The sequence below is a fragment of the Pseudomonas sp. St316 genome (genome assembly GCF_018325905.1).
Lineage (GTDB): Bacteria > Pseudomonadota > Gammaproteobacteria > Pseudomonadales > Pseudomonadaceae > Aquipseudomonas.
In genome coordinates, this window is sequence record NZ_AP021901.1 from 4,437,711 (window position 1) to 4,462,737 (window position 25,027).

A 25,027-nucleotide genomic window follows, 5' to 3' on the forward strand; every position below is an offset into this window, starting at 1 on the left:
ACAGGGGCGATTCGAACAACAGCGGCAGCCGACTCAAGGTCGAGCGCCAACGCACCCCAGCAACTCCCTTTCGTATCTGCCCATACAAAAAAGCGCGCCTGGCGGCGACGCATAACAATCTCAGGTGGAGCGCAGCGATGGCTTTTGTGCAACTTGAAGGACTTGGCAAACGTTACGGCGATATCGACGCCGTGGTCGCCACCCATCTGTCGGTGGAAAAAGGTGAGTTCGTCTCGCTACTGGGACCTTCCGGCTGCGGCAAAACCACCACCTTGCAGATGATCGCCGGCTTCGTCGAAGTCAGCAGCGGGCGCATCCTGCTGGACGGTCGCGACATTACCCACGCCAAGCCCGCCAGCCGTGGCCTCGGTGTGGTGTTCCAGAGCTATGCGCTATTTCCCCACATGACCGTCAAGGACAACGTCGCCTTCGGCCTGCGCATGCGCAAAGTGGCCAATGCCGAGTTGCAACGACGGGTGGACCGGGTGTTGAAACTGGTACGCCTGGACCGCCATGCCGACCGCTACCCGCGAGAACTCTCGGGCGGCCAGCGCCAACGCGTGGCACTGGCCCGGGCGCTGGTGATCGAGCCACCAGTGCTGTTGCTCGACGAGCCACTGTCCAACCTCGACGCCAATTTGCGCGAAGAGATGCAATACGAGATCCGTCGTATCCAGCGCGAAGTCGGGATCACCACACTGATGGTCACCCACGACCAGTCCGAAGCCCTGTCGATCAGTGACCGGGTCGTGGTGATGCAGGCCGGGCGCATCACCCAGATCGACGCGCCGTATACCCTTTACGAGCACCCGCGCACCGAGTTCATTTCCGGCTTCGTCGGCAAAGCCAACCTGCTGTCCGGCATGCGGGACAGCACGGGCGTCGTTCAAGCCTGCAGCCAGGGCAATGGTGAGCTGACGCTAAGCCTGCGCCCGGAAAAAATCGACTTGTGCGAGGTCGGTTCAGGGCGACTGCAAGGCACCCTCGTCAGCCGCTTCTTCCTTGGCAGCCAATGGCTGTACGGTGTCTCGACCAGCCTGGGTGAACTCTGCGTGGTGCGCCGCAACGACGGCTCCGCGCCCTTGGTCGAAGGTACGGCGGTGGGCCTGGATTGGGACCCGGCGCTGCTGCGGGTACTGAGCGCGGACGAGGTGTCGGCATGAAGCTGATCGATGCGATGCGCCGCGGTCGGCAAGGCTACCTGATGTCCGCGCCAGCCCTGGCCTTGTACCTGGGCCTGCTGGTCATTCCCTTGGGCTTGACCTTGGTCCTGTCGTTCAACGTCTTCGACTACAGCTCGGGCATCAACGGCGACGCCTATACCTTCGAGCACTACACCAGCCTGCTGGGCGATCCATACTTCTACGAGATATTTTTGCGCACGTTCTGGATCAGCGCCCTGACCACCCTCCTGTGCGTGCTGATCGGCGTGCCCGAGGCGTACATCCTCAGCCGCATGGGCGCACCGTGGCGCTCGATTTTCCTGATCCTGATTCTCACGCCGCTGCTGATTTCGGTGGTGGTGCGGGCTTTCGGCTGGAGCCTGCTGCTCGGCGCCGACGGCTTGGTCAACCAGGCCCTGCAAGCCCTCGGCGGTTCGCCGATGAAGCTGCTCTACACGCCATTCGCCGTGGTCATCGCCCTGGTCCACGTGATGTTGCCGTTCATGATCATTCCGGTCTGGACCTCGCTGCAGAAACTCGACCCGGCCGCCGAACAGGCCGCGCTGTCCCTGGGGGCCAGCCAATTCACGGTGATCCGCAAAGTGGTGTTGCCGCAGATCATGCCCGGCGTGCTGTCCGGCACGCTGATTGTGTTCGGCCTCGCCGCCAGTTCCTTCGCGATTCCCGGCCTGCTCGGCGGACGTCGTTTGAAGATGGTCGCCACGTTGATCTACGACCAGTACCTGTCGGAGTTGAACTGGCCGATGGGCGCGGCCATTGCCGTCGCGCTGCTGCTGCTCAACCTGCTGATCATGCTGTCGTGGAACCGGATGATCGAAGGCCGCTACAAGAAGTCATTGGGATAATTCGCCATGTCCAGAAACGGTCCTTTCGCCCTGCTGTTCCACGCGCTGGTGGTGGTGTTCATGCTCGCGCCGCTGGCGGTGGTCTGCCTCGTCGCCTTCACCCCGGAAAACACCTTGAGCCTGCCGACCACGACATTTTCCCTGCGCTGGTTTCGCGCCGTGTTCGAACGCGCGGACTTTGTCGATGCGTTCTACAACAGTCTGGTCCTGGCGTTCAGCGCGGCGTCGCTGGCGACGTTGATCGCGGTGCCGGCGGCCCTGGCGATCACCCGGCTCGAGTTCCCCGGACGGGACTTCTTCAACGGCCTGTTCCTGTCGCCGATCATCATTCCGCACCTGGTGCTGGGGGTCGCATTGCTGCGCCTGTTTGCGCTGATGGGCGTGAACGGCAGCTTTGCCTGGCTGATCTTCGCCCACGTGCTGGTGATCACGCCCTATGTGTTGCGCCTGGTGCTGGCCTCGGCCATCGGCCTGGACCGCAGCGCCGAACAGGCCGCGCAATCGTTGGGGGCGGGGCGCTTCACGCTGTTCCGGCAAATCACCTTGCCGATGATCCTGCCGGGGGTGGCCGGGGGCTGGCTGCTGGCGTTCATCAACAGTTTCGATGAAGTCACGCTGTCGATCTTCGTCACCTCGCCGGCCACGCAAACCTTGCCGGTGCGCATGTACGTGTACGCCACTGAATCCATCGACCCGATGATGGCGGCGGTGTCGGCACTGGTCATCGCGCTGACCGCGCTGACCATGATTCTGCTCGACCGGGTCTATGGCCTGGATCGGGTCCTGGTAGGCAAACAATGAGGGTGTCATGGCACTGCTGAAACGACTGGCCGAAGGCGACCGCCCGGCCCTGGACTTTACCCTCGACGGCCAGCCCGCCACGGGCCTTTTGGGGGACACCCTGCTGACCGCCGTGCTGACCTGCAGCGAACACCTGCGCGGCAGTGACTTCAGCGCCGAACCCCGTGCCGGTTTCTGTCTGATGGGTGCTTGCCAGGACTGCTGGGTGCGCCTGGGTGATGGCCGCCGCGTACGCGCCTGCTCGACCCTGCTCGAAGCCGGCCAACACATCAACCGCGAGCCGGGGCGCCAGGTATGAACACGGTCGACTGGGATGGCCTCATCGCGAGCAAGCTCGCTCCCACAGGGTTGCTTCGGCACACACAAAATCCACATTCACCACACCCCCAATGTGGGAGCGAGCTTGCTCGCGATGACGGCTTCGACAACACCACAAATCCTCCGGCCCAGCCAATGAGGTGGCGATGAAACCGATAGCCATCATCGGCGCCGGCCCCGCCGGTATCCGTGCCGCGCAGACATTGGTCGCCCACGGTCTGTACCCGGTCCTGCTGGACGAAGCCGCCAACGGTGGCGGGCAGATCTATCGGCGCCAACCGGCCCATTTCAAGCGCTCGCCAGGCAAGCTCTATGGCTTCGAAGCGCACAAGGCCAACGCCATCCACCAGACGCTCGACACGTTGCGCGGACAGCTCGACTACCGTCCCGACACGCTGGTGTGGAACGCCGAGGCCGGCCTGCTCGATACCCTGCATGAAGGCCGCGCCGACCGCCTCGAGTACGCCAGCGTGATCGTCGCAACCGGCGCCACCGACCGGGTCCTGCCCGTGCCGGGGTGGACCCTGCCCGGGGTATACAGCCTGGGCGCGGCGCAGATCGCCCTGAAATTCCAGGGTTGCTCCATTGGTGAACGGGTGGTGTTCGCCGGCAGCGGTCCCTTGTTGTATCTGGTGGCTTATCAATACGCCCGGGCCGGCGCCAACGTGGTCGCGGTGCTCGACAGCTCGCCCTTTGGCGCCCAGGTCCGCGCCCTGCCCGGCCTGCTGGCACAACCGGTCACCCTCGCCAAGGGCCTCTATTATCGGGCCTGGCTGACCGCCCACGGCATCGTCGTGCATCAAGGCGCGAGCCTGTCGGGTCTCGACGGCGAACGCCGGGTGCAGTCGTTGAAATGGCGCAACGCCAACGGCGAACACACCCTCGACTGCGACGCGGTGGCCTTCGCCCACGGCTTGCGCAGTGAAACCCAATTGGCCGACTTGCTGGGCTGCGAGTTTGCCTGGAACACCCTCAACCGCGCCTGGCTGCCACGACGCGACCACGCCGGTCGCAGCAGCGTGCCAGGGATTTACCTGGCCGGTGACGGCGCCGGCATCATGGGCGCCGACGCGGCTGAAATGGCTGGTGAACGGGCGGCCCTGGCCTTGCTCGAAGACCGCGGTTACTCCACCGACCCGCAACGTTGCACGCAACTGGAACAAGCCCTTGAACGCATCGGCCAGTTCCGACAGGGCCTGGAACGTGCGTTTGCCTTTCCTGAAGAGTGGGCCGCCGACGCCGCCGATGACCTGATGATTTGCCGCTGCGAAGAAGTCAGCGCGGGTGACATCCGCCAGGTGGTTGGCGAAGGCCATTGGGAGATCAATCGGGTCAAGGCGCATTGCCGGGTCGGCATGGGCCGTTGCCAGGGCCGGATGTGCGGTGCCGCTGCGGCGGAAATCATTGCCCGCGAAAGTGGCCGCGCCGTTTCCAGCATCGGCCGCTTGCGGGCCCAGGCGCCGATCAAGCCCGTACCCTTCGGCCTGGAGGTCGAGCCATGATCGAAGTGGATGCAGTGATCATTGGCGGCGGCATCGTCGGCGCCTCGGCCGCGTTGTTCCTCAGCCAGGCCGGACGCCGGGTGGCGTTGCTGGAGCGCGACTTCTGCGGTTCGCACGCCAGCGGCGTGAACTACGGTGGTGTGCGCCGCCAGGGCCGGCCGCTGTCGCAATTGCCCTTGTCGCAACGGGCCCATGAGATCTGGAGCCAGTTGCCACAATTGATCGGCATCGATGGTGAATACCAGCGCAGCGGTCATCTGAAGCTGGCCCGCAGCGCTGAAGATCTGCAAGCGCTGCACGACTACGCCGCCGCCAGCCAGGGCTTTGGCCTGGATCTGCAACTGCTTGATCGCAAGGCGCTGCGCGAGCGTTTTCCGTGGGTCGGCACCGTAGCGGTCGGGGCGTCGCTGTGCCCGGACGACGGTCATGCCAATCCGCGCCTGGTATCGCCAGCCTTTGCCCAGGCCGCCCGCCGGCATGGCGCGCAAGTCCACGAACAATGCGCCGTCAGCAACGTTGTGCATGACGGCCAACGCTTTGCCGTACACACCACAACAGGCCTGACGTTTCACGCGCCCTGGCTGCTGAACTGCGCCGGTGCCTGGGCGAGCCAGTTCGCCGCGCAGTTCGGCGAAGCGGTACCGATGCACGCCGGGCACCCAGCGATGCTGGTTACCGAACCCTTGCCCTTGGTCATGGACGCCAGCACCGGCGTCGAGGGCGGCGGTATCTATGCCCGCCAGGTCTCGCGCGGCAATTGCGTGCTGGGCGGCGGCCAAGGTTTTGCGTTGGACGCGGCACGCGCCCGACCCGGCCAGAGCGCCGTGCTGGAAATCCTGCGCCAGGCCGTCGAGCTCTACCCATTCCTGGAAGGCGCCCAGGCGATTCGTACCTGGAGCGGCACCGAAGGCTACCTGCCCGATCGCCAGCCGGTGATCGGCCACAGCAGCACCCAGGCTGGTCTGTTGCACGCATTCGGCTTTGCCGGCGCGGGCTTCCAGATCGGCCCGGCGGTGGGCCAGGCGCTCACCGAGATCATCTGCAGCGGGGCTTCGACCACGCCGCTGGATGCGTTTTCCATCACCCGGTTTCACTCCATCTCCGTTGCTTGATAGAGGAAGGTCGCGCCAATGAATAACGTCAAACGCAGTGCACTGTTCGGTTTCTGCTCGCTGGGTTCCGCTTGCCTGGGCGCCCTGCTCCCGGTCACCCAGGCGTTGGCCGAGCCGACGCTTTACCTGGGCATGAACGGCGGCACCATGGAGCGCCTCTACGCCGACAAGGTCTTGCCGGCTTTCGAAAAAGCCAACAACGTCAAAGTGGTCATCGTGCCCGGCACCTCCGCCGACATCCTGGCCAAAGTCCAGGCCAGCAAAGGCAACCCGCAGATGCACGTGATGTTCCTCGATGACGGCATCATGTACCGCGCCATCGCCATGGGCTTGTGCGACAAGCTCGAAGACAGCCCGCCCCTGGCGCAGATCCCGGCCAAGGGGCGCATCAAGGATCAGGCCGTGGCTGTCAGCCTCGGGGTGACAGGCTTGGCCTACAACACCCGGCTGTTCAAGGAAAAGGGCTGGAATACACCCACCTCATGGATGGACCTGGCCGATCCACGCTTCAAGGACAAAGTAGTGTTCCAGTCGATGGCCTCGTCCACGTTCGGCCTGCACGGCTTTTTGATGTTCAACCGGATCCAGGGCGGCAGCGAAACCGACGTCGAACCGGGCTTCAAGGCCTGGCCAAACACGGTGGGGCGCAACGTGCTGGAGTACATTCCAAGCTCGGCGAAGATATCCGAAATGCTGCAGACCGACGAAGCTGCGCTGTTCCCGCTGACGCCGACCCAGGTGACCGCGTTGAAACTCAAGGGCATGCCGGTCGAATATGCCCAGCCGAAGGAAGGCGCCGTGGTCCTCAACGTCGCCGAATGCGCCATCGCCCAGAATACCCAACCGGAACTGGCGCAAAAGCTCGCGGCTTTCCTGCTGACCCCGCAAGCCCAGGCCATCGCCCTGGAAGAAGGCGACCAGATCCCGTCCAACCCCAACACCCCGACCACCGACAAGACCCGCGGCCAGGTGGAGGCGATGAAGCAATACCTGGAAACGGCGATTGCCGTGGATTGGGACCAGGTCAACGAACAACGCCCGGCCTGGAACGCCCGTTGGAACCGCAGCATCGAGCGCTAGCGCGCTCGACTGTGGCGAGGGGAGCAACACTTTGTATGGGAAAAACTGCTGTGAGAGCAAGGCTTGCCCGCGATGAAGACGACGCGGTCTCCTAGAAAACGAGGCGCCTGCATCGCGGGCAAGCCTTGCTCCCACAGATAAATCCCCTCGCCACAGGGTGTTGTACTGAGCTGATAATTGGTTAACTGTCTGGCTACGGGCGCCAGACCCTCCCTTTGATCAACAGCGAACCCTCCCATGCACACCCTCGCCCAACTACGCGCAGGCCAGCTCTCGGGCATTACCCGGTTGGACCTGGCCTGCGGCTTGACGCAGTTCCCCCGGGAAATCTTCGAGCTGGCCGATTCCCTCGAGATTATCAACCTCAGCGGCAATCAGTTGGACACCCTGCCCGACGACCTGCATCGACTGACCCGCCTGCGCGTACTGTTCTGTTCGGACAACCGCTTCACCGAACTGCCCGAATGCCTGGGCCGTTGCAGCGCGTTGACCATGGTCGGTTTCAAGGCCAACCGCATCACCCGCGTCACGGGCGCCGCACTGCCACCTCTGCTGCGCTGGCTGATCCTGACCGACAACTGCGTCAGCCAATTGCCGGACGAACTGGGCCAACGCCCGCACCTGCAAAAACTGATGCTGGCCGGCAATCGTTTGCAGCAGTTGCCGGTGAGCCTGGGTCAGTGTCATCGCCTCGAACTGCTGCGCATCGCCGCCAACCAACTGACCGAGCTGCCGCAATGGCTGTTGGAACTGCCGAGCCTCAGTTGGCTGGCCTACGCCGGCAACCCCTTGGAAACCCAGGCCGATGCCGCGGCCTTGAACACCACGACGCCCCTCGACTGGTCCCAACTGACGCTGCAACATCAGCTGGGCGAAGGCGCATCCGGAGTGATTCACCAGGCGCTCTGGCAGGCGCCCGGCCAAGTGCCACGAAAGGTCGCAGTGAAGCTGTACAAAGGCCAGATGACCAGCGACGGCTCGCCCCTGCATGAAATGCATGCCTGCATCACGGCCGGTCGACACCCGAACCTGATCGATGTGTTGGGCCAGGTCAGCGGGCACCCCGCGCAACAGGCCGGGCTGGTGATGGCGCTGATCGAGCCCAGCTACCGTAACCTCGCCGGGCTACCGAGCCTGGCATCATGCACCCGCGACGTGTATGCCGATGAACTGCGCCTGAGCGCCCCGGCAGCCTTGCGCATCGCCCACGGCATCGCTTCGGTGGCGGCGCACCTGCACCGCCAAGGCATCACCCATGGGGATCTGTACGGGCATAACATCCTGTGCGATGACCAGGGTGATTGCCTGCTGGGGGACTTTGGCGCGGCGTCGTTCCACGCCACCACGGACAACCTGCAAACCCGTGCACTGCAACGGATCGAGGTGCGGGCATTCGGGATTTTGCTGGGGGAATTGTTGACGCGTATCGAACCGGCGCTCAGCGACGGGGAACTGGCAACGTTGCAGGATCTGCAGGTACGTTGCTGTCAGCCGGATGTGCTGGCGCGACCGGGCTTTGATGAGATTGAAAGGTTGCTGAGCAAATTCAAACACACCGACTAAACCAGCACCCCAAACTGACAATCACACCACTTATTGTGGCGAGGGGATTTATTTGTGGGAGCAAGGCTTGCTCGCGATGCGGACACCTCGTTTTCCCAGAGGCCGCGTCGTCTTCATCGCGGACAAGCCTTGCTCCCACAGAGTGAACCGCACCCAGGGATTAATCCCCTCGCCACAGGGGGTACCGCTTAGCCGGCCAACCCGACAAACATGTCCTGCACGTCATCATGGTTATCGAGGCCTTCGAGAAAGGCTTCGACTTCAGCCATCTGCTCGTCGGTCAACCCGCTGACCGGATTTTTCGGCTGGTAGCCCAACTTGGCCGACAACACGGTGAAACCCTGCTCCGGCAAGGCCTTCTGGACGGCATCGAGGTCGGCAGGATCGGTGAGGAACAACGTCGCGCCTTCTTCGCCCGCCTCGAAATCCTGGGCGCCGGCCTCGATGGCGGCCATTTCCGGATCGGCGTCCGGGCCGTCCGGCGCGGCTTCGATCATGCCGACATGGTTGAAGTCCCACGCCACCGAACCCGAGGCGCCGAGTTGGCCCTTGCGGAACGCGACGCGAATTTCGGCAACGGTGCGGTTGATGTTATCGGTCACGCATTCGACGATCAGCGGCACCTGGTGCGGCGCGAACCCTTCGTAGGTGACGCGGTGGTATTGCACGGTTTCACCGAGCTGGCCAGAACCTTTCTTGATCGCGCGTTCCAGGGTCTCGCGGGGCATCGAGGCCTTCTTCGCCTGTTCGACCACCAGTCGCAAGTGCGCGTTGGTAGCGGTATCCGCGCCGTTGCGCGCGGCAATGGTGATTTCCTTCACCAGTTTGCCGAAGATCTTGCCCTTGGCGTTGGCAGCCGCTTCTTTGTGTTTAACCTTCCACTGTGCGCCCATTACTCACTCTCTTGTCTGACGCGCCGAGACATCTGCCGGCCGGCGCTGTGGCGCAAGTTTATACGGCCTAAACCGGCTGATCGACCAAAAAATTCACCCTGCCGGATCGACATTTTCACAGCATGTTGTAGGGCGTTTCTGAAATGGCGACTCACAAGCACCGTTTTCCCCCGCAGTTTCGTACCCTCTGCGCCTCTCTCCCCGCCAGTAGGAGCTGCGATGCGCAACGACACGGAAAGTCCCTTCAGCCTGACGCTCACGCAAAGCGACTTGCAACTGCAAGTCTTGCGCTTCAACGGCCGCGAAGCCCTCAACCAGCCATACCGCTTTGACCTCGAACTGATCGGCCTGGCACCGCCGATAGATCCCGACCTGCTCTTGGGGCATCCGGCCTTCCTGCGCCTGGACGGTGAATCAGGCGTCCATGGGATTGTCCACAGCGTTAGCCTGAGTGCCCTGGCGCCGCGGCGCATCGGCTATCGCTTGACGTTGGTCCCCTACCTCCAGCAACTGGAGCAAGGCCCGCAGCGCCGGGTTTTCCATCGGCTCAGCGTGGTGCAGCTGCTGCAACGCCTCTTGGAAGAACACGCGCTACCCGTAGACAGTTACCGTTTCGAACTGCCTCATGGGCAGTATCCGTGTCGCCCGTTTTGCATCCAGTACGACGAAAGCGACCTGACCCTCCTGCAACGCCTGTGCGAGGAAGACGGCATTCATTACCACTTCGAACACGCTCCCCAGGGCCATGTCCTGGTGTTTGCCGAAGACCCGAAGAGCTTTCCCGCGCGCCCCGTCGAGCTGACCCTGCGCCCGAACGACAGCCTGCTGCCGGCCATCAAGCGCTTGTATTTGCGTCACCATCCGATGATGCCTGGCCTGCCCGTCGGATTCAGCGACCGGGCCCCGCCCGAAGCCGAGGCCACGGCGGCGAATCAACCCTTTGAACAAATCGATCACGAGGCCATGCATGGCAACCCGGCTTTGGCTCACCGTTACCAGGCCGGTCGCCGCCACCTTGAACGGCTGCGCTGCCGGCAACGGGAGATCCATGGCCACAGTACCCAACCAACCCTGCACGGCGGCGACATCGTGCAGATCTGCGAACACCCGGTTTCCACCTTCAACGATCAATGGTTGATCACCGAGGTCCAGCATCGAGGGCGGCAGTTTTCGATCCTTGAACCGGACCTGCCCGCCGCACCGTCGGCCCGTGACTATCGCAACCGGTTCACCGCCATTCCTTGGTCCACCGTGTTCAGGCCGGCCCTCAAGCATCCCAAGCCCTGCATCCCCGGCTACCACCTGGGCCATGTACTCGGCCGTGCCGGCCAGCCGGCCAGCGCCGATGAACGTGGCCAGGTGAGTGTCAGCCTATGGGCACCGGACCAGGACGGCATCACACTGCCCGTGTCGCGGCTGACGCTCGATGGCCGCCCCAGCCTGATGGCCGGCAGCGAAGTGCTGGTGAGTTTTCTCGATGGTGACCCCGACCGCCCGGTGCTGTGCCCAGGGGCTGTCGATACCGCCACCACGCCCCCTAAACCGCCCCGTGGCAATCATGATGCGGGGCTGCTATTGGACTGGCTGTTGAATCCGCCGGACTGCACGCCCTGACTCAATCCTGTGACTTCATGCCGGCAAAACTGATCTGACTCATGCAAACCCGGCGAAACGGGCTTACAGTAACGAATAACGCCGCTCTAGACGGCGCTTTACCCTGATTGTTGGAGAGACCTGCAATGCCCTGGAAAAACTCAGAAAGCCGCTACAGTACCGTCACGGTAACCTTGCATTGGCTGATGCTGGTTCTGCTGGCCGTGGTTTATGCCTGCATCGAGTTCCGAGGGATTTTCCCCAAGGGCAGTGGCGGCCGGACCCTGATCAAGGAAGCGCACTTCATGCTCGGCCTGACGGTGTTCCTGCTGGTCTGGCTACGCCTGTTCGCCCGCAGCATGGGTAAGGCACCGGCGATTTTCCCGGCCTCGCCTGCGTGGCAAACCCTCCTGGCTCGCCTGATGCACTGGGCGCTGTACCTGTTCATGATCGCCATGCCGCTGCTGGGCTGGCTGATTACCAGCGCCGAAGGGCATCAGGTGATGTTCTACGGCTTCGATCTGCCCTTGCTCATCGGTCAGGACAAGGAGTTCGCCAAGCAACTGGAAGGCTGGCATGTGCTGGGCGGCACCATCGGCTATTGGTTGATTGGTTTGCATGCCTTGGCGGGGCTGTACCACCACTATGTGGTAAGGGACAACACGCTGCTGCGGATGATGCCCAAACGCGGCTGATCGTCGTTACTCGAACCCTCGGCGGCCTTGCAAACCGCCGGTGTGGACGAAAATCAAACGGGTGCCGGGGGCAAACCCTCCGGCCTCGACCCGCGCTTTAAGCAACATCAAGGCTTTGCCGGTGTACAACGGTTCCAGTTCGATGGCCGCCGTGGTTTTGATGAACTCGGTGAGTTCGGTATCGACCCGGGCGAAACCGCCACGGCTGCCGTCGAACAACTCATAAAGCGCACTGCAAAGGCCCGCCTCCCCCACGATGCTTTCGACTAGCGGCGCCACGCCATGGTCCTGGGGCACCGCCAGCACGCCATAGACCGGGCGCTCGCCCGCTTCGGCCAGCACCAGCCCGGCCAGTGACGTGCCGGTGCCACAGGCCAGCCACCAGCCGTGATAATCCGCCCATCCCAACGTTGCCAGCTGTTCACGGACACTCGTCGCCCACACCTGGCAGCCTTGTGCGCCGGGTAATCCTGAACCGCCCTCGGGCACTGGATGCAAATGTGGATAGCGGTTCTGCCACGGCGCCCAGAAACCCGGCGCGTGCCGCTCTCGGTATCCGCCATAACCCAACCAGTGCAGGTCCATGCCAAACGCTTTCAGGTCGCGCACCGTCGGCGTGTCCTGGGGATGACCACGCAACAGCCCCGCCGTCGGAAACCCGAAGCGCTTGCCCGCCGCGGCCAACGCATGCAAATGATTGGAATAGGCCCCGCCCAGGCTCATGACCCCCTCGGCACCGGCCTCATGGGCAGCGCGCAAATGATGGACCAGCTTGAACCACTTGTTGCCGCTGATCAGCGGATCGATCCGGTCCAGGCGCAACACCGCTACTTCAACACCGGCACGGGCGAGCCAGTCCAGGTGAAGGGGTTCGAGTCGGGGTTGGGGATGCCAGTCGAGGGCGCAAAGCAGCATGGCGGCAGGCCAGGGGGAAATAGGCCGGCATCTTAACAGCTTGGCAGCGGGTAACTTCAGGCTCACCACATTCCCCTGTGGGAGCGAGCTTGCTCGCGATAGCGGTTAGTCAGCAGCATGAATGTTGACTGACCTGCCGCTATCGCGAGCAAGCTCGCTCCCACAAGGGGTTTGCTGGGGCGTGCCTTACAACTGCGCCGCCAACCGCGAACCCTGGTTGATCGCCCGCTTGGCATCCAATTCCGCCGCCACGTCGGCACCGCCGATAAGATGAACCTTCTGCCCCGCCGCCTCCAGGCCTGCCTGCAACTCACGCAACGGATCCTGGCCGGCGCAGATCACGATGTTGTCCACGGCCAGCACCTGTGGTTCGCCCGCTTCGCCGATGCGAATGTGCAGGCCATCGTCGTCGATCTTCAGGTACTCGACGCTGTTGAGCATCTGCACCTGCTTGTTCTTCAGGCCTGTGCGGTGAATCCAACCGGTGGTCTTGCCCAGGCCGTCACCGACCTTGGAGGTCTTGCGTTGCAGCAGGAACACCTGGCGCGCCGGTGCGTGAGGTTCGGCCTTGATCCCGGCCACGCCGCCGCGAGCCTCGAGGTGGGTGTCGATCCCCCACTCCTTCCAGAACGCCTCGCGGTCCTGGCTGGTGGCGACGCCTTGATGAACCAGGAACTCCGATACGTCGAAGCCGATACCGCCGGCGCCAATCACCGCGACACTGCGGCCCACTGGCTTGCGCTCGAGAATCACATCCAGGTAGCTCAAGACCTTGGCATGCTCTACCCCGGGAATCGCCGGCACGCGCGGGGCGATGCCGGTGGCGAGAATGATCTCGTCGTAACCGCCAGCCACCAATTGCGCCACATCCACCCGGGTGTCGAGGCACAGCTCGACATGACTGGTCTGCAGTTTGCGCTTGAAGTAACGCAGGGTTTCGAAGAACTCCTCCTTGCCTGGCACGCGCTTGGCGACGTTGAACTGGCCACCGATTTCGCTGGCCGAATCGAACAGCGTCACCTGATGCCCACGCTCGGCCGCCACCGTGGCAGCGGACAGGCCGGCCGGGCCGGCACCGACCACGGCGATTTTCTTCACCTGGGTCACCGGCAGGTAGTTCAGCTCGGTTTCATGGCAAGCCCTTGGGTTGACCAGGCAACTGGTGAGCTTGCCGCCAAAGGTGTGGTCCAGGCACGCCTGGTTGCAGCCGATGCAGGTGTTGATTTCATCACCGCGACCGGCAGCGGCCTTGTTGACGAACTCCGGATCGGCCAGGAACGGCCGGGCCATTGAGACCATGTCGGCATCGCCTTCAGCGAGGATCTGCTCGGCCACTTCCGGGGTGTTGATGCGGTTGGTGGTGATCAGCGGGATGTTCACCGAACCGCGCAGCTTGGCCGTGACCTTGCTGAACGCCGCCCGCGGAACCTTGGTGGCGATGGTGGGAATTCGCGCTTCGTGCCAACCGATACCGGTGTTGATAATCGTCGCACCGGCCTGCTCGATGGCCTTGGCCAACTGGACGATTTCCTCCCAGGTGCTGCCGCCTTCCACCAGATCGAGCATCGACAGGCGAAAGATGATAATGAAATTCGGGCCTACCGCCTCGCGCACCCGACGCACGATTTCCACCGGCAGGCGCATGCGGTTTTCATAGCTACCGCCCCAACGGTCGGTACGGTGGTTGGTGTGGGCCGCCAGGAACTGGTTAATGAAATAACCTTCCGAGCCCATGATCTCGACGCCGTCGTATTCGGCCTTCTGGGCCAGTACCGAGCAGGTGACGAAATCGCTGATCTGTTTCTCGATACCCTCCTCGTCCAGCTCCTTGGGCTTGAACGGATTGATCGGCGCCTGGATCGCGCTCGGTGCCACCAGCTTGGGGCTGTAGGCGTAGCGCCCGGCATGGAGAATCTGCATGCAGATCTTGCCACCGGCCTCGTGTACGGCGCGGGTAACGATCTGGTGCTTGAGCGCTTCTTCTTCAGTGGTCAGCTTGGCCGCGCCGGAGTAGACGCCGCCCTCGTCGTTCGGCCCGATCCCACCGGTGACCATCAGGCCCACGCCCCCCCTGGCGCGCTCGGCAAAATACGCCGCCATGCGCTCGAAGCCGCCGGGTTTCTCTTCCAGGCCGGTATGCATCGAGCCCATCAGGGTACGGTTGCGCAAGGTGGTGAAACCCAGGTCCAGCGGGGCCAGCAGGTGCGGGTAATGAGAGGCGGTCATTGGTAACTCCACAACGGGCGATCACGGGGAAAGCGCAAGCTCTGCGGCTTGCGTCTGTCATGACCCACAGCGTAAGAGCCGGGATGCGGGCGCTCAATGACCGTAACTGACAACTTAATGATCCAAATGTGCATGGCGCCGATCAGCCGTGCGTGACTCTGGACGGGATGAGCCAGTCCTATGAACGCTGGCTCAGGTGCTCAACCCTAAATATCGCTCATCACACGGTTGTCACGGTGTCCTGTTTCGCAAATACGTTCCTTTCTTGACGAGTGGCTGTTGTCGTCAGGCAAGGCGCCGCGACGAGTCATAGCCCGCTATGGCGAGGAGCGGCAACGCAGCATGACGACAACAGACGCCGTCAAAAAGGAACAGTATTTGTGATACAGGACACTGGCATGCATCCCCAACGAAAAATGCTGCACAACGAGCTGCACGCTCGCCCGTCGCTGTATTTCGACGAGCCGGCCCACGTCTTCCACCTGGCGTTTCTGGGCGACAATGCCCAATGCAACGCGCTGCTCGAACGACTGTGCCCCGGAACCCACGCAGCAGAGGCCGCACAAGGCATCACCCGCCTTGAAGGACACCCGCTCAAGTGGGAGCGCCATGCCGAGTTCTTCACCCTGACCCTGGTCGTTCCCGCCAGCACCCATGAACTGCACTGGACAACGCTGCCCGAATGCCTTGCCCAGGGGATCGAGGGTAACTCCCAGCACCTCATCAATGCCGTTCAGGTGGTGGTGCGCGCAGAAGCCGGCCTTGATCTGCCCAGCTACGGCTTCAAGGACCCTTGCGGCTCATGCGTGGGCGGTGGCGATGCGGTGGTCTGGAGCGATTTTCGCCTGACCGAGGACGGCACCAATCGCCTGCTGTTCATCAACCGACGGCTCAACGCTTATCGCCAGGGACGCATGATCCGGCGCCTGCTGGAAATCGAGACCTATCGCATGATGGCGTCCTTGTCGCTCAGTACCGCCAAGGCACTGGACCCGCAACTGAACGAATTCGATCGCACCCTGGTGAGCCTGTCCGGCCGCAACGCCAACGCCAGCGGCGTACATGCCAAGGCCCTGCTGGAAGACATCGCCCTGCTGTCTCGCCAGGTTGTCAGCAGCACGGTCAGGAATCGCCACCGTTTCAGCGCCACCCGCGCCTACGCCCAACTGGTGTTCGAGCGCCTGGGAGAGTTGCGCGAAAGTCACCTGGGGGATTGCCAGCGGCTGGGCGTGTTCATCGAACGGCGTTTCAAACCCACGGTGCGTTATTGCGCGGCCACCGAACAGCGCCTCGAGCAACTGGCCATGAGCGTCGCCAACCTGGGTGACTTGCTGCAAGCACGCGTACAGGTCGAAATGGAGGACCAGAATGCCGAGATCCTGCGTAGCCTCAATGCACGCGCCGATGCACAGATAAAGATCCAGCGCGCGGTGGAAGGCCTGTCGATCATTGCCATCACCTACTACCTGATCAATCTGTTCAAACTGGTCTATAGCGGGCTGCACACCTTGGGCGCAAACCTCTCGGCCCGCGAGGCACTGCTGGGCATGACACCACCGGTGCTGTTGATCATGCTGCTGATTCTGATCCGGATCAGGAAGGCCAAAAGTCACTAGTGCGCCTTGCCCGCGCAGAGGGCGTCCAAGGGTTCCATGGACGCCCTCTGCGCAGGCCTGCCGCGAGTACAAATCAGCGCCCCGCCCTTCGCTAATCCCTTGTTTTACCGTACCCTGCCCCGTAGCTCTTGATGAAAAAATCATGAACCTGCACACGGCCGCTGACTGTTCTCCCATGCGCAAATTTCTGTACCTGCTGTTTTCCTTGGCCTTGATTGCCGCCCTGATCACCTACGCACTGTGGACGACGGATCGTCCGGCGGGCCATTACCTGTCGGACCTGCGCATCAGCCTGGCGGTCGACCAGGGCACGCCGGCCGACCGCGGCAACCTGCTGGGCATCCAACCCGAACTGTTCCCCACCGACTACCAGAGCCCCGAGCGCCTGCATCGCAAACTGGCAGCCTATCTGCAGACCGCTCGTGACCAGGGCTTTCTCAATGCCAAGACCGTGGTGGTCCTGCCCGAGCACATCGGCACCTGGTTGATGGTCGGCGGCGAAAAAGACGAGTTGTACCAGGCCACCACCCTGAAGGAAGCCATGAACTGGCTGGCGGTCAGTAATCCGCTGGCGTTTATCCAGGCATTGGTCAGCGCTCAAGGCGATAGCCGACTGAACGATGCCTACCTGCGCATGAAAGCCGAGCGCATGGCCCATGATTATCAAGCGCTGTTCGGTGGGCTGGCCAAGGAGTTCGGTATCACCCTGGTGGCCGGCTCCATCGTGCTTCCCGAGCCCAGTGTCAGCGACGGTGAACTGAAGATCGGTCGCGGCGCTCTGTACAACAGCAGCCTGGTGTTCGGCAACGATGGCCGGCCGATCGGCCAGCCACAACGCCAACGACATCCAGTGTTTGAACAGCACGATGTGCTTGGGGCCGACCGCCCGACGACCGCTTTCCAAGTCATAGACACCCCCGCCGGGCGCCTGGGCGTGCTGATCGGCAGCGACAGCTGGTACCCACTGCACTACCGGCAACTCGACGAGCAGGGCGCGCAACTGATTGCGGTGCCCGCCTTCATCCTCGGTCGCGATACGTGGGACAAACCCTGGAGCGGTTATAAAGGCCTGTCCACGCCGAGCGAGGTGAGCCTCAAACCGGGTGAAGTGAACGAAGGCCAAGCCTGGCATCGCCTGACACTGACCGGCCAGTTGCCCATCAGCCAGGCTCGGGGCGGCGTCAGCGTGTTCCTGCGGGGCCAGTTCTGGGACAGCGGCAGCGCCGGCCAGAGTTTCATCAGCCACAACGGCCAACACTTCGCCGATGGCAACGCCCCTGGCGCCCGCCTGCTGAACCTGTGGTTGTGAACATGAAACCGCAGCCAATGCGCCTGGGCGACCTGTCAGTGGGCTTCGTCCATAGCCTGGCTGACGCGGTCGCCAGCCATGGGCAAAACCCGCAACCCTTGCTTGAACAGTACGGTCTCGATGCCACACGCCTGGCCGAGCCCGGGGCACGATTGTCGATCCCACGCTACATGCGCCTGGGCCACGCCGCGATTCAACAGACCCAGGACCCGGCCTTGGGCCTGCGCATGGGCCAACTCGGCCGCTTGAGCCAGGCCGGGCTGGCGGGCGTTACCGCGGCCCAGGCGCCAACGGTGCGCGAGGCCGCCCGTTGCCTGATCCGCTTCGAGCCGCTGTATGGCTCCAACTATCGCGGCCAATCGAGTTTCCATGAAGATGTCAGAGGCGCTTGGCTACGGTTCTACTCCATCAGTCCGTATAACGCCTACAACCGCTTCGTCGTGGACTCGATCATTGCCGGCTGGCTGGCACAACTGTCCAGCGTCAGCGGCATCGTGCTGAGGCCCGAACGCATCGAAATCGAATTCGAGGAACCGGCATACCTGCAGGCCTACCGAACGCTCGGTGACTGCCCGATCCAATTTGGCGCCGAACAGAATCAACTGCGCCTTGGCCTGGACAGCCTCGCCCAGCGCAACCCACAGCATTGCCCCAGCACCTGGCAGCATCTGCTTCAGTTGTGTGAACGGGAACTGGAACAACTGACCCGCACCCGTAGCCTGCGCGAGCGCATCATCCAACTGCTGGGACCGTTGCTCAACGGCGGCCGGGAACCCGACCTGGAAGAAGTGGCGGCTCGCCTGAAGCTGCCGACCTGGACCCTGCGTCGCAAGCTGGCCGAGGAAGGCACGCAGTTTCGCGCCATCCTCAACGACACCCGCCGCGACCTGGCCATGACCTACATACGCGATACCGAACTGGCGTTCGGCGAAATCGCTTATCTATTGGGATTCGCCTCAGCCGAGGCCTTCCAACGAGCCTTCAAGCGCTGGAACAACCAGACGCCCGGAGAGTTTCGTCGTAGTCACCGAGGAGTTTGAGCTTCAAGCTACTGCAACCGAGCTAGCCGCTTACAACATGCAGCTCAGTTACCTATAGCTCCGTTGCATCCTCGGCAGGTTCCAGCGGGTCCAGTTCATACGCCTGGTATTCCAGCAGCTCTTCCTGATAATCATCCATTACGTGTCCTTCCCTTTTCGTTGAAACCGATGCCTGATGGCCTTGGTGTCAGAGTAAAGCTGCTTTATGAATAAAACATGAAGCAAAGGCTTCATGTTTAAAACGTAGCACAGCCCCGGGAAATTAGCGCAAGGCGGTGTGACAGCATGTGTCTGACCGCCCACCGCACAGCGACATCAAGGAATCGGCTGGATCGGCTCGCTCGGAGGCGGCAAGTTGCTGGCCGGTGGCGGCGTGACGACTTCCATCGTCGATTCCGGCGCCATTGGCGGCGCATATTCGGCGGGGGCAATCGGCGCCGGTTCGCTCGGCGGCGCCAACGGCTCGGACGCAGCCGGGGCGGCTTCCACAGGCGCGGCCGTGTCGGTCGGCGTGGCCGGTGCTGGCGCCGGTTGCGGCTCGGCGGCAGGTGCGGGTGCCAGCGCAGCCGGTTCAGTCTTGGGTTCCGGCATCCCCAGCTCGGCTTTCGGCTTGTCGGCATTCTCGACGTTCTTCTTCGCCTCTGGCGGCAGGAACACCTCCACCAAGGCAAAGAACCGCTCGTAGAACTTGGCCGCCGACACGGTTTCGCTGGCAACCTTGACCATCGCGTCATCGGACGAACCGATCGGCATCGACACCGAACCCAACACGCCGACACCCAGGCTCGCCGAGTTGTTGGTCTTCTTCAGGGCATAGCGGTCCTGCAAGGCGTTGGCGAACATGGTCGCCCGGTGCCCGGCGCCGCCATCCTCGGCGCAGACCAGGTTGAAGCTGATCTCCAGGTGGGTTTCACCGGTCTGCTGGAAGCTCTTGTGGCCACTGACCAGCTTCGGATCGCTGCTGGTGATGATGTAGCCCTGGCTGAGCAACGCCCGACGCCCGGCCTCGCAGGTCGCCGCGTCGCTCACGGGATAGGTGCGCGAGAACGTGCCGGAATCATCGAAGCTCTCGTGCTCGTAGATGGCGGTTTTCTTGGACGAGCAACCGGCTGCGGCGACCAGCGCCAGTGCAAGCCCGAGTGTGCGCAGAGGAAATGATGTGAACATTGAACATCCTGAGGAAAACGATCCGGGGCGTATTGTGCAACAGAACGCGACCTGGCAGCGTGAGTAATCTTGTTTCAAAGGGGTTACAAGTCTACTGGGGGTTGTTTGCAGGAAAAAGACGTCAATCCATTGGATCGACGAATACCCCGCAAAGGCAACAGACAGATACAAAAAGACCCCGGCATTTCGGCCGGGGTCCTTGGGTTGGCAACCGTCAGGGCATCAGAAACGCTTGATATCCGCCTGGCTCTCCAACTGCTTGCGATACGCCGCAAAGTCCTGCTGCCCCACACGGGACGCGAGGTAGCGGCGATACTCCGCCTTCTCTTCGTCAGTCGGTGCCGCCGCTTCGTTCACGCCATTCAGACGCACGACCATCAGGCTGCCATCAGGCAAGGTTACGCTGGTGAACGTCGGCTTGTCCTTGGACTCAGGCTTAGGCATGCGGAACAGTGCTTGCAGCACCGCCGGGTCGATGCCTTCCTGGTTGCGGGTTGCCGCCTGGGTGGCTTTCCAGCCTTGGCCGTCAACCGGCTTGTCCAGTGCAGCCTTACCATCGCGCAGGCTGGCGATCAGCTCGTCGGCCCGAGTCTTGGCTGCAGCGCTTGCGTGTTCCGTGGTCAACTGAGCACGAATCGGCCCTGCCACGCTTTCCAGTGGCAGTTGCTCAGGCTTGCGGTGCTCCTTGGCACGCAGCACCACGACGGTTTCCGGGTCCAGCTCAATAGCGGTGCTGTTGGCACCCTCATCCAGCACTTCCGGACTGAACGCAGCAGTCACTACGGCACGATTGGCCGCAATCCCTTCGCCGCCTTCACGACCGAACGGGGCCGACGTGTGAACGGTCAGCTTCAGGTCCTGGGCGGGTTGCGCCAGGTCGGACGCTTCGAACGAGGCATCTTCCAGTTGCTTGGTCGCCTCCACGAAACGCTGCTCCACCTGCTGGGTCTTCAGCTCGCGGGTCAGTTTGTCCTTGAGGCTGGCAAACGTAGGCACCTCAGGCGCTTCGACACCCAGCAGCTTGATCAGGTGCAGACCGAAATCGGTGCGTACCGGTGCCGAGACCTGGTCTTTGTTCAAGGCGTACAAGGCCTTTTCGAATTCCGGATCGTAGACGCCAGGACCGGCGTAGCCCAGATCGCCGCCGTTGTTAGCCGAACCCGGGTCCTGGGAAAACTCCTTCGCCAATGCTTCAAACGCCTCGCCTTTGGCCAGGCGAGCCTGGATCTCTTCGATCTTCGCCTTGGCCTGGGCTTCGGTCACCTTGTCGTTCACTTCAATCAGGATGTGCGCAGCCCGACGCTGTTCGGACAGGTTGGCGATTTCCTTCTGATAGGCCGCTTGCAGGTCTTCGTCCTTGACGCTGACCTGGTCGAAGAAAGAGGCTTTCTTCAGCTCAAGGTAATCGATGACCACCTGGTCAGGCGTCATGAATTCCTTGGCATGTTGGTCGTAGTAAGCCTTGACCTCATCATCGGTCAGCTTGACGGAGGCTGGGTTGGCCTTGATGTTCAAGGTGGCGAAATCACGCGTCTGTTTTTCGAGGCGTGCAAATGCCAGTACCTGGGCATCAGTGACGAAACCACTGCCTGCCAGGCCGGCGCGCAGCTGACCGATCAGCATTTCCTGAGCCAGCATCTGGCGGAACTGCATACGGCTGTAACCCAACTGGCGGATCACCTGATCGAAACGCTCGGGGCTGAACTTGCCATCAACCTGAAACTCAGGCGTTTGCAGGATTACCTGATCAAGCGCAGCTTCGGAAAAAGCGAATTTCGCATCGTGTGCGCCTTGCAGCAACAACTTGCGGTCGATCAGGCCCTTGAGCGCCGAATCACGCAGCATTTTTTCGTCCAGCAGGGAGGCGTCGAAATCCTTGCCCAGCTGTTGCATGAGCTGACGGCGTTGCATGTCGACCGCCTGGCTCAGCTCGTTCTGGCTGATGTTTTCGCCGTTGACCTTGGCCGCTTCGTTGCTGTTGGTAGTGGCTTTGAAAATGGCATCGAAACCGGTCAACGCCATCAATGCGACGATGACCCCGATGATGGTCTTGGCAATCCAGCCTTGTGAATTGTCCCTGATATTCTGCAGCATGCGTCCCCAGAAACGGTTGAACTTCAAATTTAGGCAACCGTGGAGCGTGGGTAGAATCCGGATAGAAGAAAGGCGCATCCGAGGATGCGCCTTCTCGTAACTGGCGGAGCGGACCGGGCTCTAACCTGCAAGCCCTGGTGTGCCAGACCGGTTGCAACCGGCCGTATTACCGCTCCGCTGCCAAGCCAGGCATGACCCCGACCCGGATAAACTCAACGAAACCTTAGTTAACGGCTTCTTTCAGTGCTTTACCAGCTTTGAAGCCTGGCTTTTTGGCAGCAGCGATTTCCAGCGTCTTACCGGTCTGCGGGTTGCGACCGATACGAGCAGGACGATCGGTCACGGAGAAGGTGCCGAAACCAACCAGAACAACGGAGTCGCCAGCCTTCAGAGCGCCAGTGACGGATTCGATTACAGCGTCCAGCGCACGGCCAGCAGCAGCTTTCGGGATATCAGCGGATGCAGCGATAGCATCAATCAGTTCCGACTTGTTCACTCTAAGTCCCCTTATATCTATTTGAGATGATTCTAAGTTTTTTTGGTGAAAGCAAAAACGAGTGCTGAATGGCCTGCAGACACTTAAGAGCCGCTTTATAACAAGGGCTCTAAAAAACTGTCAAGAAAGCCCCCCAGGCAAATGCGTATTAATGCGTGCTAATTCTTTCCTTAGAGTCAGACTCTCGCTTTTCTTCCTTCGCGACAATCTCCGGAGCCACATCCGGCAAGGGCTCCGGCGCGTATTGCAGCGCAATTTGCAGGACCTCGTCAATCCATTTAACGGGTTTGATCTGAAGATCTTGCTTGATGTTGTCAGGAATTTCCTTCAGATCGCGGACATTCTCTTCGGGAATGATCACGATCTTGATCCCGCCACGGTGTGCCGCCAGCAGTTTTTCCTTCAGGCCGCCAATCGCCAGGACCTGGCCACGCAGTGTGATTTCACCCGTCATGGCGACGTCGGCGCGCACCGGAATACCGGTCAATGCCGAAACCAGGGCCGTGCACATGCCTACACCAGCGCTTGGGCCGTCCTTGGGCGTAGCCCCTTCAGGCATGTGGATATGCGTGTCGCGCTTCTCATGGAAGTCCAGGGGAATGCCCAGGCTCCGGGCGCGACTGCGAACCACTGTCAGCGCAGCGGTGATCGATTCGACCATCACGTCGCCCAGGGAACCGGTCTTGATCAGTTGCCCCTTGCCCGGCACCACGGCCGCTTCGATGGTCAGCAACTCACCGCCAACCTGGGTCCAGGCCAGGCCAGTCACCTGGCCGATCTGGTCCTGTTGCTCGGCGAGCCCGTAGCGGAACTTGCGCACGCCCAGGAAGTGCTCCAGCAGGTCCGCCGTGACCTTGACCGCGAAGCGTTTTTCCAGCGCATGCTCCTTGACCGCCTTGCGGCAGACCTTGGCAATCTGCCGTTCCAGGCCCCGTACACCGGCTTCGCGGGTGTAGTAGCGGATGATGTCGCGAATCGCTTCCTCGTCGAATTCCAGCTCGCCTTTTTTCAGGCCGTTGGCCTGGATCTGCTTGGGCGAAAGGTATTTCACGGCGATGTTGATCTTCTCGTCCTCGGTGTAGCCCGGCAGACGAATCACCTCCATCCGGTCCAGCAACGCTGGCGGAATATTCATGGAGTTGGAGGTGCAGAGGAACATCACATCCGACAAGTCGTAATCGACCTCCAGGTAGTGATCGTTGAAGTTGTGGTTCTGCTCAGGATCGAGGACTTCGAGCAACGCAGAGGCGGGATCGCCGCGCATGTCGCTACCCATCTTGTCGATTTCGTCCAAAAGGAACAGCGGATTGCGCACGCCGACCTTTGTCATCTTTTGAATCAATCTTCCCGGCATCGAACCGATGTAGGTACGGCGATGGCCCCGAATTTCCGCCTCATCGCGCACGCCGCCAAGGGCCATGCGTACGAATTTGCGGTTGGTGGCGTGGGCAATCGACTCCGCAAGGGAGGTTTTACCGACCCCAGGAGGACCGACCAGGCACAGGACCGGGCCACGAATCTTTTTCACGCGCTTCTGCACGGCGAGGTATTCAAGGATGCGCTCCTTGACCTCTTCCAGGCCGTAATGGTCGGCGTCGAGGATGTCTTCGGCACGTGCCAGGTCCAGACGCACCTTGCTCTGGGCTTTCCAAGGCACCTGGACCAACCAGTCGATGTAGGAGCGCACCACGGTGGCCTCGGCAGACATCGGCGACATTTGCTTGAGCTTGTTCAGCTCGCCCTGTGCCTTGGCCAGTGCATCCTTGGGCAAGCCGGCGGCATCGATGCGCTTTTTCAGCTCTTCGATCTCGTTGTGGCCTTCGTCGCCATCGCCCAGCTCTTTCTGAATGGCCTTCATCTGCTCATTCAGGTAGTACTCGCGCTGGCTGCGCTCCATCTGCTTCTTGACGCGACCGCGAATGCGCTTCTCGACCTGCAACAGATCGATTTCGCCGTCGAGCAGTGCCAGCACGTGTTCGACACGGGCCGACAGATCAACGATTTCAAGAATTTCCTGCTTCTGCTCGATTTTGAGGGCCATGTGGGCCGCCATCGTATCGACCAACCGCCCAGGCTCATCGATGCTGTTAAGCGACGACAGGACCTCTGCAGGCACCTTCTTGCCCAGTTGCACGTATTGTTCGAACTGCGACAGCAGGCTGCGGACAAACACCTCTGACTCACGCTCGGGCGCATCGACCTCTTCGATCAGCGACACCTCGGCCCGGCAATGGCCGTCCACTTCGCTGAAACGCTCGACAGTGCCGCGCTGCTCGCCTTCTACCAGGACCTTGACGGTACCGTCGGGCAGCTTGAGCAATTGCAGAACCGTTGCAATCGTACCTACGCGATACAGTGCGTCTTCGCCGGGATCATCGTCGGCTGGATTTCTCTGAGCCAGCAGAAGAATCTGCTTGTCACCCGTCATCGCAGCCTCAAGGGCTTCGATGGACTTCTCGCGCCCCACGAACAGCGGGATAACCATGTGCGGATACACCACGACATCGCGCAATGGCAGGAGAGGCAATTCGATGGTTGTCTTCATGATTTCGCCTCTACGGCGGCCCTAGGGCCGGAA

Annotated in this window: 20 protein-coding genes; 13 read left to right on the forward strand and 7 right to left on the reverse strand. The window is 61.9% G+C overall.

Translation table 11 applies throughout. From position 1 onward, the window contains the following. The first annotated feature begins 137 nt into the window (after positions 1 to 137). From KI237_RS19555 to KI237_RS19590, 8 genes are all read left to right on the forward strand, one after another. The gene (locus KI237_RS19555) at positions 138 to 1,163 is read left to right on the forward strand and encodes an ABC transporter ATP-binding protein (RefSeq protein WP_212796652.1); all 1,026 of its coding nucleotides are present in this window, start codon (positions 138 to 140) and stop codon (positions 1,161 to 1,163) included. Next, positions 1,160 to 2,029 (forward strand): ABC transporter permease, encoded by an 870-nt coding sequence (locus KI237_RS19560; protein WP_212796653.1) that lies wholly within the window; start codon positions 1,160 to 1,162, stop codon positions 2,027 to 2,029. The genes KI237_RS19555 and KI237_RS19560 overlap by 4 nt, the downstream gene beginning before the upstream one ends. Positions 2,030 to 2,035: 6 nt before the next feature. Then, a complete protein-coding gene (locus KI237_RS19565) occupies positions 2,036 to 2,830 on the forward strand; it encodes an ABC transporter permease (RefSeq protein ID WP_212796654.1) in 795 nt (264 codons plus the stop codon). Between the two features lie 7 nt (positions 2,831 to 2,837). Further along, positions 2,838 to 3,128, forward strand: coding sequence for a (2Fe-2S)-binding protein (locus KI237_RS19570; RefSeq protein ID WP_122568049.1), 291 nt, complete (start codon positions 2,838 to 2,840; stop codon positions 3,126 to 3,128). A 166-nt stretch (positions 3,129 to 3,294) separates the two neighbouring features. Further along, entirely contained in the window at positions 3,295 to 4,650 is a 1,356-nt protein-coding gene (locus tag KI237_RS19575) for an FAD/NAD(P)-dependent oxidoreductase (protein WP_212796655.1), read from the forward strand. Next, entirely contained in the window at positions 4,647 to 5,762 is a 1,116-nt protein-coding gene (locus KI237_RS19580) for an NAD(P)/FAD-dependent oxidoreductase (protein ID WP_212796656.1), read from the forward strand. The genes KI237_RS19575 and KI237_RS19580 overlap by 4 nt, the downstream gene beginning before the upstream one ends. 18 nt (positions 5,763 to 5,780) lie before the next feature. Then, positions 5,781 to 6,842, forward strand: a complete 1,062-nt coding sequence (locus KI237_RS19585) for an ABC transporter substrate-binding protein (protein WP_057447748.1) — start codon at positions 5,781 to 5,783, stop codon at positions 6,840 to 6,842. 237 nt (positions 6,843 to 7,079) lie between these two features. Continuing rightward, complete coding sequence (locus tag KI237_RS19590; protein WP_212796657.1) at positions 7,080 to 8,405, forward strand: leucine-rich repeat-containing protein kinase family protein; 1,326 nt, start codon at positions 7,080 to 7,082, stop codon at positions 8,403 to 8,405. Between the two features lie 188 nt (positions 8,406 to 8,593). Here the strand turns inward: KI237_RS19590 and KI237_RS19595 are convergent, their stop codons facing one another. Further along, positions 8,594 to 9,298, reverse strand: a complete 705-nt coding sequence (locus tag KI237_RS19595) for a YebC/PmpR family DNA-binding transcriptional regulator (protein ID WP_212796658.1) — start codon at positions 9,296 to 9,298, stop codon at positions 8,594 to 8,596. Between the two features lie 219 nt (positions 9,299 to 9,517). Between KI237_RS19595 and KI237_RS19600 the strand changes: the two genes are divergently transcribed. Both KI237_RS19600 and KI237_RS19605 read left to right on the forward strand, forming a co-directional pair. Continuing rightward, on the forward strand, positions 9,518 to 10,912 hold the full coding sequence (locus KI237_RS19600; protein WP_212796659.1) for a type VI secretion system Vgr family protein: 1,395 nt from the start codon (positions 9,518 to 9,520) through the stop codon (positions 10,910 to 10,912). Between the two features lie 125 nt (positions 10,913 to 11,037). Next, the gene (locus KI237_RS19605) at positions 11,038 to 11,586 is read left to right on the forward strand and encodes a cytochrome b (RefSeq protein WP_212796660.1); all 549 of its coding nucleotides are present in this window, start codon (positions 11,038 to 11,040) and stop codon (positions 11,584 to 11,586) included. Positions 11,587 to 11,592: 6 nt separating this feature from the next. On the opposite strand, the gene KI237_RS19610 is transcribed toward KI237_RS19605, so the two are convergent. Next, positions 11,593 to 12,501: a 1-aminocyclopropane-1-carboxylate deaminase/D-cysteine desulfhydrase gene (locus KI237_RS19610; RefSeq protein ID WP_212796661.1), complete on the reverse strand. Its 909-nt coding sequence runs from the start codon at positions 12,499 to 12,501 to the stop codon at positions 11,593 to 11,595. Between the two features lie 186 nt (positions 12,502 to 12,687). Beyond that, a complete protein-coding gene (locus tag KI237_RS19615; protein WP_212796662.1) occupies positions 12,688 to 14,727 on the reverse strand; it encodes an oxidoreductase in 2,040 nt (679 codons plus the stop codon). 398 nt (positions 14,728 to 15,125) lie between these two features. Between KI237_RS19615 and KI237_RS19620 the strand changes: the two genes are divergently transcribed. The 3 genes from KI237_RS19620 (at position 15,126) to KI237_RS19630 (ending at position 18,692) form a co-directional block, all read left to right on the forward strand. Further along, positions 15,126 to 16,343 (forward strand): DUF3422 domain-containing protein, encoded by a 1,218-nt coding sequence (locus tag KI237_RS19620; protein ID WP_212796663.1) that lies wholly within the window; start codon positions 15,126 to 15,128, stop codon positions 16,341 to 16,343. 175 nt (positions 16,344 to 16,518) lie between these two features. Next, complete coding sequence (locus KI237_RS19625) at positions 16,519 to 17,652, forward strand: carbon-nitrogen hydrolase family protein (RefSeq protein ID WP_212800662.1); 1,134 nt, start codon at positions 16,519 to 16,521, stop codon at positions 17,650 to 17,652. Positions 17,653 to 17,654: 2 nt separating this feature from the next. Beyond that, complete coding sequence (locus KI237_RS19630; protein WP_212796664.1) at positions 17,655 to 18,692, forward strand: AraC family transcriptional regulator; 1,038 nt, start codon at positions 17,655 to 17,657, stop codon at positions 18,690 to 18,692. A gap of 315 nt (positions 18,693 to 19,007) precedes the next feature. On the opposite strand, the gene KI237_RS19635 is transcribed toward KI237_RS19630, so the two are convergent. The 4 genes from KI237_RS19635 to lon form a co-directional block, all read right to left on the reverse strand. Continuing rightward, positions 19,008 to 19,859, reverse strand: a complete 852-nt coding sequence (locus KI237_RS19635; RefSeq protein ID WP_212796665.1) for a DUF2242 domain-containing protein — start codon at positions 19,857 to 19,859, stop codon at positions 19,008 to 19,010. A gap of 222 nt (positions 19,860 to 20,081) precedes the next feature. Further along, the gene (locus KI237_RS19640; protein WP_212800663.1) at positions 20,082 to 21,953 is read right to left on the reverse strand and encodes a SurA N-terminal domain-containing protein; all 1,872 of its coding nucleotides are present in this window, start codon (positions 21,951 to 21,953) and stop codon (positions 20,082 to 20,084) included. 223 nt (positions 21,954 to 22,176) lie between these two features. Continuing rightward, a complete protein-coding gene (locus tag KI237_RS19645; RefSeq protein ID WP_002552737.1) occupies positions 22,177 to 22,449 on the reverse strand; it encodes an HU family DNA-binding protein in 273 nt (90 codons plus the stop codon). Positions 22,450 to 22,597: 148 nt separating this feature from the next. Then, on the reverse strand, positions 22,598 to 24,994 hold the full coding sequence (lon, locus tag KI237_RS19650; RefSeq protein ID WP_212796666.1) for an endopeptidase La: 2,397 nt from the start codon (positions 24,992 to 24,994) through the stop codon (positions 22,598 to 22,600). Positions 24,995 to 25,027 lie beyond the last annotated feature (33 nt).

Coding starts and splice junctions, on each gene's coding strand:
- KI237_RS19620 (WP_212796663.1), top strand. CDS start 15,126: ATGCATCCCCAACGAAAAATGCTGCACAACGAGCTGCACGCTCGCCCG.
- KI237_RS19610 (WP_212796661.1), bottom strand. CDS start 12,501: ATGCTGCTTTGCGCCCTCGACTGGCATCCCCAACCCCGACTCGAACCC.
- KI237_RS19595 (WP_212796658.1), bottom strand. CDS start 9,298: ATGGGCGCACAGTGGAAGGTTAAACACAAAGAAGCGGCTGCCAACGCC.
- lon (WP_212796666.1), bottom strand. CDS start 24,994: ATGAAGACAACCATCGAATTGCCTCTCCTGCCATTGCGCGATGTCGTG.
- KI237_RS19585 (WP_057447748.1), top strand. CDS start 5,781: ATGAATAACGTCAAACGCAGTGCACTGTTCGGTTTCTGCTCGCTGGGT.
- KI237_RS19640 (WP_212800663.1), bottom strand. CDS start 21,953: ATGCTGCAGAATATCAGGGACAATTCACAAGGCTGGATTGCCAAGACC.
- KI237_RS19630 (WP_212796664.1), top strand. CDS start 17,655: ATGAAACCGCAGCCAATGCGCCTGGGCGACCTGTCAGTGGGCTTCGTC.
- KI237_RS19615 (WP_212796662.1), bottom strand. CDS start 14,727: ATGACCGCCTCTCATTACCCGCACCTGCTGGCCCCGCTGGACCTGGGT.
- KI237_RS19555 (WP_212796652.1), top strand. CDS start 138: ATGGCTTTTGTGCAACTTGAAGGACTTGGCAAACGTTACGGCGATATC.
- KI237_RS19565 (WP_212796654.1), top strand. CDS start 2,036: ATGTCCAGAAACGGTCCTTTCGCCCTGCTGTTCCACGCGCTGGTGGTG.
- KI237_RS19600 (WP_212796659.1), top strand. CDS start 9,518: ATGCGCAACGACACGGAAAGTCCCTTCAGCCTGACGCTCACGCAAAGC.
- KI237_RS19605 (WP_212796660.1), top strand. CDS start 11,038: ATGCCCTGGAAAAACTCAGAAAGCCGCTACAGTACCGTCACGGTAACC.
- KI237_RS19635 (WP_212796665.1), bottom strand. CDS start 19,859: ATGTTCACATCATTTCCTCTGCGCACACTCGGGCTTGCACTGGCGCTG.
- KI237_RS19590 (WP_212796657.1), top strand. CDS start 7,080: ATGCACACCCTCGCCCAACTACGCGCAGGCCAGCTCTCGGGCATTACC.
- KI237_RS19570 (WP_122568049.1), top strand. CDS start 2,838: ATGGCACTGCTGAAACGACTGGCCGAAGGCGACCGCCCGGCCCTGGAC.
- KI237_RS19580 (WP_212796656.1), top strand. CDS start 4,647: ATGATCGAAGTGGATGCAGTGATCATTGGCGGCGGCATCGTCGGCGCC.
- KI237_RS19575 (WP_212796655.1), top strand. CDS start 3,295: ATGAAACCGATAGCCATCATCGGCGCCGGCCCCGCCGGTATCCGTGCC.
- KI237_RS19560 (WP_212796653.1), top strand. CDS start 1,160: ATGAAGCTGATCGATGCGATGCGCCGCGGTCGGCAAGGCTACCTGATG.
- KI237_RS19625 (WP_212800662.1), top strand. CDS start 16,519: ATGCGCAAATTTCTGTACCTGCTGTTTTCCTTGGCCTTGATTGCCGCC.